We start from the raw sequence: 12,570 nt of genomic DNA, 5'->3' as shown, positions 1-12,570 counted from the left end.
ACGGGACAGGGCGATTCCCGCCACGATGATGGGGTCTGACATCACGTTCCTCTCACACAGCACCAGGTACCAAAATCAGTGTGCGACAGGGGACCGACAATTCTTTCGGCCCACCAGGTCAGGCGCGGCGAACAAACCGACAGGAACGCGTTGCCGACCCGGCACAAGCGGTACGGCCCCTCGAGAATCGGACCGACGTCGGAACGGAGGCGCTGCTCAGCTGTCGGTGGAAGCCGGGCGCGCCGGGGGTAGCTGACGGAGTGGCCGGATGAGGCGGACGAGCATGGTGTGCAGGGCGGAGCTGTCACCGGCCAGCGAGAGCGCGGACGCGCGGTTGTTCTCGGCGGGGTCCATCGGGGTCCAGCGCAGTTCGCATCCGGCGTCGTGGGCGAGCTGGGCCAGGAACGCCCGCTGGGTGCGGCCGTTGCCCTCCCGGAACGGGTGCAGCGCGTTGATGTCACCCAGGAGCTCGGCCAGGCCGGTGACGAAGCCGTCCAGGTCACGCCCGCGCAGCACCTGCTCGGAGTGGAGCCGACCGAAGATGTCGGTGGCGAAGGTCTCGAGTTGCTGAGGGAGGCAGAACAGCTGTCCCTTGCCGATGGACACGGTGCGCAGCTGCCCGGCGCAGTCGTAGAGATCGCTGAAGATGTGGTGGTGGAAGTCCTGCAGATGGTCCAGGACGTAGCGCCCGAGCAGCGGCTGCTGGCGTAGCTCGATCAGGCGTAGCGCGGTGAGCTCGGCCTCGGCCTGGGCAAGCTCGGCCGGGTCGGTGATGCCCAGCCGGTTCCGAAGGACGCCGGTGTCGAGGTCGAGGTAGGGGTCGGGGCCGGTCAACGGCGGTAGCGGGCCAGGACACGCTCACGAGCCTCGCCGGTGCTGACCGAGCCTGCGGCGACACCGTCGAGCAGAGCCAGGCCCTCCGCGCTGGGCTCCAGGCCCTCGGCCCGGACCGAGGCGAGGGCCTCGTCGACATCGGCCCGTCGCTGCGCCGCCCCGATGAGCTGTTCGTAGCGGGCCACCGACATCACGACCGCCTCGGGCTTGCGATGAGCACCGACGAACACCGGCTCGGCCTCGGGCTCCTGCACCCGCTTCAACGTCGCCGCCAGCGCCGTACGGAACTCACGGAACGACAACACCTCAGGCACCCACACACCTGCCAGCGTACCCGAACGCGTACACACTCGAGTACGCAACATGGGACTCGACCGGACCATGCCTGGTCCTGGGTTACTAGCCACGAGGGGGTCTGACCCTCAGGCGGGCTCGCTCTGCTGTCAGCCCGTTCCGCGCCCCGCGGGTTGCCTGGGTAAAGAGCAGTTCAACAACGTTGATGATCTGCAGGTCCGGCCGCTAATGACGGGGTGGCGCGGCCGATAAGCGGTACGTGACTACGCCGCAGAGCCCCTACCAGGGCCACCCCCAGCAGCAGCCCTACTACGGCCAGTACCCGCCCCAGCAGGGCGGCCAGTACCCGCCGCAGGGCTACCCGCCCCCGCAGGGCCAGTACCCGCAGTACAACCAGGCCCCGCCGATCCCGCCGCCCGCGCCGAAGAAGAAGCGCACCGGGCTCAAGGTGACCCTCGGAATCCTGGTCGCGATCGTCGTCATCGCGATCGCCACCGGTGGTGGCGGCGACGAGCAGGCCCCGGCCTCCGCCTCGGGCGACGCGAACGCCGCCCCTGCCGCCGCCGGTGCCCCCGCGAGCGGGGACCAGTCGGTGAAGTTCGGGCAGGAGGCCACCTCCGGGGATCTGGTCATCTCGGCGTCCGCGCCGGAGAAGGTCACCGAGTTCGGCATGACGCAGGCGTGCTCGACGGTCACCTACAAGAACAACGGGTCCAGCCCGGCGTCGTTCAACCCGTTCGACTGGAAGTTCACCACCCCGGCCGGTGTGGAGGCGTCCGCGTCGATCCCGTTCAACGCCGGGGCGAAGGCGCTGAACTCCGGTCAGCTCGCGCCGGGCGGCACCACCTCGGGGATGATCTGCGGCGACCAGCAGACCACCGACGTCAACGCGGTGAAGTACGCACCCTCGTTCAGCTTCTCCGACCCGATCACCTGGACGAACTGACCACCCTCCCCCCGAGCTGCGCGCCGAAAGCCGGGGTAGTCACGCACAACGACACGGCGCGCAACCGAGGCCCCCGCTGCAGCAGCCCTGCAGCGGGGGCCTCGTCATCTCCGCGGCAGGCCCCGCCGCCATCGAGCCGGCTGCGCTGTTCGACGACGGGTCTCGACACCGCCGCGAGACCAGATCTCCAGGCTCAGGCGGATCCCGAGGGGCTCGCGCGGGGCTGCCGTAGCGTCGCGGCGATGCCTCCCTCCACCTCCGTCTCCTCGACCAGCCAGGGGCACCGTGAGCTGGGAGACTCGCTGGCTCTGACGCTCACCTCGGTCTTCAACTCCGTCGCCGGTCTGCTGGGGTTCCTGATCGCGGCGTGGGTGATGCCCCAGGAGGAGGTCGGGCGGGCGACGGAGTTCGTCTCGGCCATGCAGCTGATCGGCGGCGCGGCCCAGCTCAATCTCGGTATCGGCATCATGAGGTGGCTGCCCGGGGCGGGCCGCAAGTCCGTGCGGCTGGTGTTCGGCAGCCTGTTGCTGATCATGCCGTTGGCCGGGCTGGCCGGTCTGGTCTACGGGCTGCTCGTCCCGCGGGTGGCGCTGGTCGCCGCCGGGCAGGGCTCTTTCGGGTTCGGCCTGTTGCTGCTGGTGCTGGGCTGTGCCGGGTGGGGCGTGTTCGTCGTGCACGACTTCGTCATGGTCGCCGCGGGACGGCCCTGGCTGGCGGTCTGGCGCAGCGGGACCTTCGCCGTGGCCCGGATCGGTCTCCTGGCCGTGCTCGGGGCGGGGCTGGCGTCGCAGGGCATGGTCCTGTCGTGGGTGATCCCGGTGGTGGTGGCCCAGCTCGGGGCGGTGCTACTCCTCGGCAACTCCGGGCCTGCTCGTACGGGCGCCGCTACGCCAGGTCGCAGGCATTTTTCCGTCGGGCTTACGGCCCCCCTCATCGTCACCCAGGCGGACCCGTACCTGTCGGTGGCCCCCTACGTCCAGGTCAGCGTCGGCTACGCGGGCGACGACGCCGGTAGCTGGGAGACCTTGCGCAACCGCGACCTCGTACCCCCGGGTGAGCCGGTCAGCCCAGTCATGGTGTCCATCCTGGAGGCGGCCCGTCACTCCGGCACGATGTCCCAGCGGCAGGTGGACGTCTACCTCCGCGAGCTCGCCGACACCCGCGCGGATGCCTTTCTCGACTTCCTGACCGACGAGCTCCACCCCCATCTGCGGACACGGCTGCGTGTCGGCGACACCGGGCACGGGCTGTTCGGCTACTCCTACGGCGGGCTGTTCACCCTCTACGCCTGGCTGCGCGGCGCGGCGCCGTTCTCGACTGTCGGAGCGGGGAGCCCCGGCGTCATCGCAGCCGACAGCCGGATCTTCGATCTACTCGACGCCGCTCCAGAGCCCCGCGCGGGCTCGTCCGTCGCGCGGCTGCACCTCACGGTGAACGAGGTCGAACTGCTCGGCGACGTCCCGGTCTACCGCGGACTCGGACAGAACGTGCTCACCGTCCTCGACCGACTCCGGCACACCGGGCGGGCGCCGGATGTGACCGCCGCGGTGCTGCGCGAGTCGCACGTCACCGGGTTGCAAGCGTCGTTCCTCGACTACCTCAAGACATGCCGGGCGCAACAGGGGCAGACGACGTAAGCGGAATCGGCCCTCGGCCGGACTGAGCTGGTCGGACGGCCCGAACAGTCCTGAGGTTCGGAGCCGCATTGCGCGGTCCAGGGTGGTCGCGGAGGGACCGTCGACCATGCTGGTAGACGAGCTGCTTGGAATGCCGCGCTCCTCGGGAGTCATGTCTCCGTCGCCGTCATCGTGCTAGCGCTGGCCTTCGAGGCACCGCAGACCAGCGCCTCCTTGGCTTGGGCTCTCAGCGCTCCCGAACTCGTTGCGGTGATCGGAGCCGGGGTCTGCAGGTGCAACCGGTACCGGGCGTTGCGTTCGCCGAGGACGCTGTAGATCCATGTCTTAGACGCTGCTGCTCCTGTCCTTGGCCAGTAACTCGCGGTGGGCGCGGGCGCGGTAGAAGTCCCCGGACAGGTTGCGATGCAGGATTCGCGCCACTGCGCTGTGGGGGAGCCTGGGCGTTGAGGCGGGGCCGAGTTCGTGGGCGATGCGTCGGGCCCCCCAGCGGGGGTTGCCGCGGCGCATCTCGAAGATCGCCACCTCCACCTGCTCGGATGCCTGGTGGGGGCAGGAGTCCGGGCGGTGTGAGCGCGATGCGAGGTCGGCCAGGCCGTTGGCTCGGTAGCGGGTGATCCAGGCGTGGAGGATCTGTCGGGAGGCGCCGAACTGGGCCGCGACCTGGTAGCGCGGTTCGCCTTGTTCGACGTCCAGGACGGCGCAGTAGCGCTGCTCGACCACGGTCATGTCCACCAGGGCCAATCCCGGCCTCCCACCACCCGCTGAGCAGCACGGACAGCGGACAGGAAAGCCGATCAGGCCCGAACGTCAAGCATCAGGTCAGACCGGAACGGGTGGATTCAGCCGGGACGCGACAGATCCAGTGTGGCGAAACGTGTGTAAGATATGCGCGTGTCGACGAGCCTTTCAGAATTGTCCCGTCAGCTACTCAAAACTCGAGAACTAATCGACGCGCTGCATGATGAGATGAATTCTCATCAAGATCTCAGCGAGGCCGAGCGAGTTGCACTAGAAAACTCACCAGATCAGGGCGCTGGCACACCATATTCGTTGGACAAGAGTAGCATCGAGAATTCATTAGTCATAGTTACAGTCACGATGAACGGGTATCACGAGAAGTTGCCGACGAAATCCTCAAGAGAGATCGAGAGCCTAATTGGAAATAACGCGGTCGAGCAGCTCGACGCCTTATCGCACCCCGCACGACTGGCCATCCTAGGCGCGATTGTCGGGGGTGCAACGACAACTAAAGAGCTATCCGAGCAGGACTTCCTACCAACGACTGGAAAATTGCATCATCATCTCAGACATCTGATTTCATCAGGCTGGATAGATAATCTTCAACGGGGCAGATATACAGTTCCGCGAGAGCGGCTCGCGAAGCTGTTCGCCATTCTACTCCTGGTGCAGTGAAGTAACCTTCAGGAAATCGTCCCCGATACAACTCGACGTCTGCGATCGCAGTCGCAGACAGGGAACGCGGGGCGCGCCCTTGCGGCGTGAGGGTCGAAAGAGCTAGGAGCGGATGAGTGAAAACCCCATGGGGTCGGAGCTGTCGAGAGGAGCGCTCCATAGTCGCAGGCATGCGGCGGTGCGGCCGGCGTAGACGAGGAGGCGCCAGTGGGACCACGCTCGGCGCGCCGCGACACCGCACCCCGCATCGGCCCCGCCGCGCATCAGACTCGTACGACGTCCGTGCCCAGCGCGACGTACCGCTGGGCCTCCGACGCCGACAAGCCGGTGTCGGTCACGAGGACCTCGAAGTCCCGGACCTCGGCAAAGCGGTGCAGGGACGAGACACCGAACTTCGCGTAGGTCCCGATGAAGATGTGGCGTCGAGCGGAGGCCATCGCCTGCGCCTTCACCGCGGCGACGGCCGGGTCGGGTGTGGTCAGGCCGTACTGGCGGGAGACGCCGTTAGCGCCCAGGTAGGCCAGGTCCACCACCAGACCGCCCAGTTGCGTCGTGGTGACCGCGCCCACCGCGCCGAGGGTCCGGTGCCGTATCCTGCCCCCCAGGAGGATGGTGGTGACCCAGGAGCACTCGGCCAGCGCCGCCGCCGCCGACAGGGAGGCGGTGACGACGGTGAGCGGCCGTTCCAGCGCCGCGAGGTCGGTGGCCACCAGCTGCGGGGTGAAGCCCTCGTCGACGAAGACCGTTTCGGCCTCGCCGACCCGGGCGACGGCCTCGGACGCGATGCGCCGCTTCTGGGCGACGTTGGTCTGCGACCGGTAGGACATCCCGCTCTCGAACGCGGCCGTCTCCACAGGGAAGGCGCCACCCCGGACACGGCGCAGCAGACCCTGCGCCGCGAGGACCCCCAGGTCGCGGCGCACGGTCTCCTGGGCCACACCGAGCTCGTCGCCCAGGTCGGAGACCTCGACCCGGCCCGACCGGCGGGCCCACGCCAGGATCGCCTGTCGCCGTTGATCGGGCTTCATCGCGACTCCTCCGCCGTGCGTGTCGAAACGGAACCCTGTCCGAACGGGTTGAGGATTCGGTGAACGCACGGTGTCCCGGTGGTGACGTCGAGCCTGCGACGGCGCTCGATCCGCCGTAGCGACGACCTCCCGTCCGACGGCCGGTCGCAGGGCCCCCGGATCTTCACCACCTAGTGGCCGCGCGGACACTCACGGCCGGGCGGCGGGCCGGATGATGCGGTCATGACCCCTCTCGCGGCGATCGACCGGTCGTCCCGCGACACGCCCCACGCGATCCGTGTACTGGGCCCCCTGGAGGTCCACGACGGCGACCGCCTGCTCGAGATCGCCGGGGTGCGGCGGCAGGCCGTCCTGGTCCTGCTCGTCCTCAACGAGGGCCGGGCGGTCCCGCTGGATCGGATCATCTCGCGTCTGTGGCCGGACCGGCCGCCGCCGACCGCGGCCGCGGCCGTACGCAACAACATCTCCGCGCTGCGCAGACTGCTGCAGCCGCTCGACGCGGCGACCATCGAGACCGTCGGCTCGACCTACGCCCTGCGGCTGCGTCCCGGCGCCCTGGACGTGACCACCGCGCGCGAGCAGGTCGCGCGAGGCATGCGGCTGCTCGACCGCGGTGAGGTCGGCGCCGCGGGCCGGGAGCTGACCGGGGCGCTCACCCTGTGGCGGGGCGGGCTGCTCCCGAGCCTGGGCCAGGCGGGCTACCGGTGGTCCGAGGTCGCCGAGCTCGAGGAGCTGCGGATCCGGGCGTGGGAGGGCGTCGCCGAGGTGGACCTGCGTCGCGGTCGCCATCGCGAGTGCGTCCCCCGGCTGCAGCGGCTGGTCCGCCAGTTCCCCGACCGGGAGGGCTTCCACCGCCAGCGAATCGTCGCCCTGGCCGGTGCCGGTCGTCCCGCCGACGCCGTCTCCGCCTTCCACGAGGCGCGCAGCGCCGCCCACCGGTCGGGGCGCCCGCTGGGGACCGGTCTGATCTCGGCCTACCACGACGTCCTCGGACGTGACGCCTCCGGCGTGGACGGTGCGTCCCGCTCCGGACGGGGGCCGCGGACCGTCGTCGCCGGAGACGGCGGTGGTGCCGTCCCGCGTACGGTGACCGTCCTGTGCGTCCGGTTCCCCACCGTCGCGCACGACCTCGTACCAAAGCCCGATGACTCGGTCCGGATCACCGGTGCGGCGGTGACGCGCCGTGCCGACGGCGTGACCGTGGCGGTCTTCGGGCCCGGCGGCGACCAGGCCGGTGGTACCGACCTCGCGCTGGAGAACGCACTGGCGATCCGGCGCCGGAGCCGTGCTGCCGGGCTCCCCCCGCCCACCGTCGTCGTCGCCACCGGCCCAGCGTCGGCAACGGACACCGCGCAACCCGGTACCGACCTGACGACCGAGTTCGTGGAGCAGTGCGTCCGTCTCGCCCGGGCCGGCGACCCGGGCGCCCTGCGGGTGCTCTGAACCGGTGGTGACCGGTCACGCCGAGGTGGCGTCGGGCGGCGCGGCCCGGCGCGCCCGGGCCAGCTCCCGGCGCAAGTCCGCACCCGGGTCCAGGCCCAGCCCGTCGGCGAGGCGCTGCCGCATCTGGTCGAACACGTCGACGGCCCGGGCCTGCTCACCGCCGTGTGCGAGCGCCCGGATCTGCAGGACCGCGACGCTCTCACGCAGCGGGTGGTCGACCGCGACCCGGTCCAGTGCCTCGACCGCGTGGGCCGGACGCCCCGCCGCCACGAGAGCCGCCGCGTAGTCCTCGACGGCGTTGAGCCGTTCCTCCCGGAGCTCCGCCGCCTCGGGCCAGGCGTCGGTGCCCGGCCCGAGCAGCACCGAGGCGTCGGCCCACAGGCCCAGCGCCCGTTCCAGCAGAGCCGAGGCCCGGTCGTGTCGACCCCGGGTGGCCAGTCGCCGGCCGGTGGCGACCGACCGGCGGAACAGGTCGAGATCGGTCGAACCCGGCGGCGAGTCGAGGCGGAACCACGTGCCGTCACCGGCGATCCGCACGCCCACGGCGGCGGTGGTGCGGGCGAGCTCGCGGACCGCTCGCCGCAGCTGGGCCGTCACGTGCTCGGGAGGGTGGTCACCCCAGACCCGCTCGCCGAGGACCGCGGCGTCGACCGGGCGGCCGCGGTGCAGGACGAGCACCGTCAGGATCTCGGGCGCGATCCGCCCCGACACCCGGACGGCGACGGTGGGGCCGTGCACCCGCACCGGTCCCAGGACATCGATGCGCGAGGACGGGTCCCTCCGTCCGGTGACCGCGGGTGCCGCGGGCGCGGCGCCGTGCAGGGGAACACTCACCGGTGCACGCTAACGCCGTCGCGCCGGACCCTTCGAGCCGCAATCGTGCCCCCGCACGACCGATCGGTGCCCGCGTCCGGACCGACCGCCGTGACCGTCGTCCGAGTTCAGCGCACTGCCACAGCTGCTCCGGCCGGCCTCGGGTCCCCCGGTCGATGTGGACGCGCGCCGGTTCCGCGCCCGATCGGTGCCCGGACGGCGCGGCCTGTCGCCGACTCCGGCGCCGGGCCGCCCGGGCCGACACCGTGTCGCGTTACGCGCCCGGCCTACCCTCGGCCGTCATGCGCCGGATCCTGCGGTCCCAGCGGCAACGGGCGGTACTCGCCACGGGGCGCGCCGTCGCGGTGCACCACATCGTGCTCCACCTCGAGTACCTGTGGGCCGACCGCGACCGCCGGCCGGGAGGCCTCAACGACCCGTTGGTGAGCCGGGCCGCCGACGTCGTGCGCACCGCCGCGGCGCGCTCGGTCGTCCGTCGGGCCGCGCTCCCGGGTCCGGCCCGCGCCCTCGACGTGGCGGCGCTCGCGGCCGGTGCGGTGCTCCTCACCGGACGCGGCGGCGCCCTCGCACCCGGGGTCCTCGCCGTGACCCGCGCCGTGACGGCACCGTCGACGGCCCACGGCTCGGACGGCTCGGACTCCGTGGGGCTGGTCACCGCGACCGTGCTAACGATCGCCCGGGCCGCCCGCGATCACCGCACGGTGGACGCCTGCCTGTGGTTCCTCGCGCTCTACGCGGCGCACGGCTACCTCGTCTCGGGGCTGGCGAAGGCGGCCGCCCGACCGTGGCGGGACGGCTCGGCCCTGCACTCGGTGCTCGCGACCCGCAGCTACGGCAGCCGTCGCGCCCACCGGGCGGCGACCGACCATCCCGTCCTCGCCCGGCTCGCCACGAACGCGGTGGTGGCCGGGGAGTGCGCACTGCCGCTGGCACTGCTCCTGCGGAGCCGCCCGGCCGTGGCCGTGGCCCTGCACGTCGCGACCACGTTCCACCTCGGGGTGGCGGCGACCATGGGCCTCAACCGGTTCGTCCCGGCCTTCCTCGCGCTGCAGCCGGCCGTCCGGTACGTGACCGGCCGGCCGGACCACGGTGGCCGCGACGATCTGTTCCCCAGGGTGGCCCTGGCACTCGCGCCGGCCGCCGCCGGGCTCCTCGCCGCGGCCTCGGCCGGGGACCGGCGACGGGTGTCGCGGCGGTGCCCCGGCGAGGGGCACGTACTCCTGGCAGGAGGCGGGTGGCTGCGGGCCCGCAGGGCAGGACGCCGGACCCCGTCCGACCCGGTCGTCGTGCTGGTGCACGGCATCGGGGCGAGCTCCCGGCACTGGGACGTCCTCGTGGCCGCCCTGCGCGACACCCACGACCTGGTGGCCTACGACCGTGCAGGCTACGGCGGCAGCCCGGCGCCGGTCCCGGGTGGATCCGACCTCCTGCGGGCCGAGGTCGACCGGTTGCGCACCGTCGTCGACGACACGACGGACGGCCGGCCGGTGCTGCTCGTAGGGCACTCGACCGGCGCACACCTGGTCTGGTCGCTCGCACCGGAGCTCGGTGACCGGCTGCTCGGCACCGTCCTGGTCGAAGGTCTGCACCCCGGCGAGTTCGCGGCGTTCGGCCTGACCGGTCCGCGCTCCGGCCGCGCCGCCGATCGCGCGGCGACCGTCCGCGCGTTCTGGGCCCGCCACGGTCTGGCCCCGCTGCTGGACACACCCCCGTGGCTGCGCGAGGTGCCGTCCGGCATCCGGTCGCTGGTCGGCGCCCAGCAGCGCCGGCCGGCGTCGTGGCGGGTGGCCCACGACGAGTGGGCCGCGTTCACCGCCGTCCCCCCGACCGTGGGCGGGCAGTGCCCCCGGCCCGGTACCGGACACGCTCCCGTCGTCGTCGTGTCCGCCGAGCGCAGTGGTCGCCTGCTCCGGCCCGGCGACGACCGCCTCGGGCCGGCCGCAGGGGTCCCCGGTGCGCGGCACGAGGTGCTCGCCGGGTGCGGACCGACCGACGTCCTCTGGCGTGCGGGGCCGGTCGCGCAGCTGGCCGGGATCGTCGGTGACCTGACCGGCGTCGCCCGCGCGCCGGGCGGAGCCGGTCCGGTGTCGCGGACGGCGCCGTGACCCCGCGACGGCCCGCGGGACCGCGCCGCGGACGGGCCCCGAAGGACACGGGCCCGGTCCTGACCGCGCTCGCGCTCGGCGCCGGGCTGTGGGCCTGCGTCGCGGCCAACCACCCGGTCCCCGGCTTCGACCGGCTGCACGAACGCGCCGGGGGGCTCGGCGTGTGGCTGCCGCGCTGGCGCTTCTTCGCGCCCGAACCGGTGAGCTCGGACCTCGTCCTGCGCTATCGGCTCGACGACGACGTCTGGGCGGACCTGTCGGTCCCGCGGGCCCACGGTGTGTCGGCGTTGCTGATCGCCCCGGGCCGACGACGACGCAAGGCGCTGTCCCAGGTGGGCCGGACGGTGGCCCGCATGGCCACAGAACGCGGCCGGGACGCGGCCGGTGAGCACTGGCAGCACCGTCTGCTCGTCGGCTTCCTCCTGGCGGAGCTGCGGCGCCGTGGCGTCGACGGCGGCGCCACGACCGTGCGGTTCTCCCTCATCGAGGATCCCGGCCACGACCGGGCCGGACGTGCCCGCGTGCTCTACGAGTCCGGCGAGGTACCGATCGCGGGTGCACCGTCGACGGCCGCCGGCCCGGACGGGTCCCGGTCCCGGGGGTGCGCACCGACATAGGTGTCGGAGTCGCCCGCCACGGCGACGCTGCGCCGGCCGTCGACCGACACCGGGTACTCCCCCGCGACCGTGACGCGGTGCAGCGTGCGCGGCAACCGGCCGTAGTCGGCCACGGCGTAGTGCTGGGTGGCGCGGTTGTCCCAGATGGCGACGTCACCGGTCGACCAGCGCCATCTCATCGTGTTCTCCATCCGGGTCACCCGGCGCTCGAACATCCCCAGCAACGCGGCCGAGTCGGCGGCGTCGACGCCCTCGATGTGCCGCACGAAGTGACCGAGCAGCAAAGAACGCTCGCCGGTCTCGGGGTGCACCCGCACGACGGGGTGACGGGTCCGGAAGGCGGCGGCGCCGGGGCCGCTGGCGTGCTCGGCCCACAGACCGTCGGCCAGGGTGCGCAGCCCCGCGGGCAGCGCCCGGTACGCCAGTGCGGTGTTGGCGAAGGCGGTGTCCCCGCCGAAGGGCGGCAGCACCAGCGCACGCAGCACGGAGAAGGCGGGCGGACGGTCGACGAAGGTGACATCGGTGTGCCACTTATTGGCCCGGTAGCCGCCCCCGGACTCCACCGGGAGGACCACCGTCCGCTCCGGTGCACCGGAGACCGTCGGGTGCGCGGTGGGGAACGCCGTGGTCAGCGGCCCCAGGCGTCGGGCGAACCCGGTGTGGGCCCCGTCGTCGAGGTGGTGCTGGTCGCGCACCACCACGACCTTGTGGACGAGGACGGCCTCGCGGACCCGGGCGACCTGCGCATCGGACATGTCCGGCCCGAGCAGCACGCCGGTGAGCTCGGCGCCGAGCGCGCCGGACACCGGACGGACCTCGACGGGGCTGGTGGCGGTCATCGGCGTGCTCCTGCTGCGGCGGTGGACGGCGTTCCGGTCAGGGGCAGGAGCTTCGAGACCATGAGGTACTCGGTCTCCCCGTCCTCGTAGCCGGTGTGGCGCACGATCGCGATCTGGAACCCGACGGGCGGGGGGCCGTCGGGCGCGTCGAGGCGCACCTTCCGAGCGACGAACCCGCGCAGGAGCCGGAACGGGGTGCGCTTCTCGACCACCTCGAGCGGAGCGGCGAGGATCGCGTGGACGATCGAGTCGACGACGTCGAAGATCGCCTTCTCGTTGCGGCGACCCGGGTACACCACCATGTTCCACCACGCCCGGGGACTCGGTTCCAGGGCGACCGCCCACGGGGCCACCGTCCCGTCGTGGGCCCGGGTGCGGTAGAGGACGTGGGTGTCGTGGATCGCGGGGTTCGGCGCGAAGAACCTCCAGTTCGGCAGCACGTTGTTGCGCGCGTCGAGATTGCGCAGCCGGTCGAACCCCTGGTGCGGGCTGTTCGAGGCGACCGTGGACCAGAACAGCGCCGCGAAGCCCGTCGCGACGGTCCAGGTGACCACCCCCCGCCCGCCTGCCCGTCGCGTCC

13 protein-coding genes are annotated in these 12,570 nt (G+C 72.1%); 6 read left to right on the top strand and 7 right to left on the bottom strand.

Features of this window, described 5'->3' with window-relative positions:
- Positions 1-216: 216 nt before the first annotated feature.
- Positions 217-834 carry a Fic/DOC family protein gene (locus DMP17_RS45685; RefSeq protein ID WP_337832928.1) on the bottom strand — a complete coding sequence of 206 codons (618 nt, stop codon included), beginning with the start codon at positions 832-834 and terminating at the stop codon, positions 217-219.
- Entirely contained in the window at positions 831-1,148 is a 318-nt protein-coding gene (locus tag DMP17_RS45680; protein WP_337832927.1) for a type II toxin-antitoxin system Phd/YefM family antitoxin, read from the bottom strand. Before DMP17_RS45680 ends, DMP17_RS45685 begins: the two co-directional genes overlap by 4 nt.
- Before the next feature lie 239 nt (positions 1,149-1,387).
- On the opposite strand from DMP17_RS45680, the gene DMP17_RS45675 reads away from it, so the two are divergent.
- Both DMP17_RS45675 and DMP17_RS45670 read left to right on the top strand, forming a co-directional pair.
- Positions 1,388-2,074 carry a hypothetical protein gene (locus DMP17_RS45675; protein WP_337832926.1) on the top strand — a complete coding sequence of 229 codons (687 nt, stop codon included), beginning with the start codon at positions 1,388-1,390 and terminating at the stop codon, positions 2,072-2,074.
- 242 nt (positions 2,075-2,316) lie between these two features.
- Complete coding sequence (locus tag DMP17_RS45670; RefSeq protein WP_337832925.1) at positions 2,317-3,711, top strand: alpha/beta hydrolase-fold protein; 1,395 nt, start codon at positions 2,317-2,319, stop codon at positions 3,709-3,711.
- Positions 3,712-4,035: 324 nt separating this feature from the next.
- Here the strand turns inward: DMP17_RS45670 and DMP17_RS45665 are convergent, their stop codons facing one another.
- Complete coding sequence (locus tag DMP17_RS45665) at positions 4,036-4,437, bottom strand: helix-turn-helix domain-containing protein (RefSeq protein WP_337833021.1); 402 nt, start codon at positions 4,435-4,437, stop codon at positions 4,036-4,038.
- A 165-nt stretch (positions 4,438-4,602) separates the two neighbouring features.
- Between DMP17_RS45665 and DMP17_RS45660 the strand changes: the two genes are divergently transcribed.
- On the top strand, positions 4,603-5,124 hold the full coding sequence (locus DMP17_RS45660) for an ArsR/SmtB family transcription factor (protein ID WP_337832924.1): 522 nt from the start codon (positions 4,603-4,605) through the stop codon (positions 5,122-5,124).
- 263 nt (positions 5,125-5,387) lie between these two features.
- Here the strand turns inward: DMP17_RS45660 and DMP17_RS45655 are convergent, their stop codons facing one another.
- Positions 5,388-6,152: a DeoR/GlpR family DNA-binding transcription regulator gene (locus DMP17_RS45655; protein ID WP_337832923.1), complete on the bottom strand. Its 765-nt coding sequence runs from the start codon at positions 6,150-6,152 to the stop codon at positions 5,388-5,390.
- A 222-nt stretch (positions 6,153-6,374) separates the two neighbouring features.
- On the opposite strand from DMP17_RS45655, the gene DMP17_RS45650 reads away from it, so the two are divergent.
- Complete coding sequence (locus DMP17_RS45650) at positions 6,375-7,595, top strand: AfsR/SARP family transcriptional regulator (protein ID WP_337832922.1); 1,221 nt, start codon at positions 6,375-6,377, stop codon at positions 7,593-7,595.
- Positions 7,596-7,610: 15 nt separating this feature from the next.
- Here the strand turns inward: DMP17_RS45650 and DMP17_RS45645 are convergent, their stop codons facing one another.
- Positions 7,611-8,429, bottom strand: a complete 819-nt coding sequence (locus tag DMP17_RS45645) for an AfsR/SARP family transcriptional regulator (protein WP_337832921.1) — start codon at positions 8,427-8,429, stop codon at positions 7,611-7,613.
- A gap of 281 nt (positions 8,430-8,710) precedes the next feature.
- Here DMP17_RS45645 and DMP17_RS45640 point away from each other — a divergent pair, with 281 nt between their 5' ends.
- On the top strand, positions 8,711-10,534 hold the full coding sequence (locus DMP17_RS45640; RefSeq protein ID WP_337832920.1) for an alpha/beta fold hydrolase: 1,824 nt from the start codon (positions 8,711-8,713) through the stop codon (positions 10,532-10,534).
- The gene (locus tag DMP17_RS45635) at positions 10,531-11,151 is read left to right on the top strand and encodes a hypothetical protein (RefSeq protein ID WP_337832919.1); all 621 of its coding nucleotides are present in this window, start codon (positions 10,531-10,533) and stop codon (positions 11,149-11,151) included. Before DMP17_RS45640 ends, DMP17_RS45635 begins: the two co-directional genes overlap by 4 nt.
- Here DMP17_RS45635 and DMP17_RS45630 read toward each other — a convergent pair.
- Both DMP17_RS45630 and DMP17_RS45625 read right to left on the bottom strand, forming a co-directional pair.
- Positions 11,061-11,990 carry a TauD/TfdA dioxygenase family protein gene (locus DMP17_RS45630; protein ID WP_337832918.1) on the bottom strand — a complete coding sequence of 310 codons (930 nt, stop codon included), beginning with the start codon at positions 11,988-11,990 and terminating at the stop codon, positions 11,061-11,063. The genes DMP17_RS45635 and DMP17_RS45630 overlap by 91 nt on opposite strands.
- Positions 11,987-12,544 (bottom strand): hypothetical protein, encoded by a 558-nt coding sequence (locus DMP17_RS45625; RefSeq protein WP_337832917.1) that lies wholly within the window; start codon positions 12,542-12,544, stop codon positions 11,987-11,989. Before DMP17_RS45625 ends, DMP17_RS45630 begins: the two co-directional genes overlap by 4 nt.
- Positions 12,545-12,570: the final 26 nt, after the last annotated feature.

Source organism: Pseudonocardia sp. TMWB2A (assembly GCF_017312135.1).
Note: the sequence above shows the minus strand (reverse complement) of the source record. Positions and strands in the feature narration are given on the sequence as shown.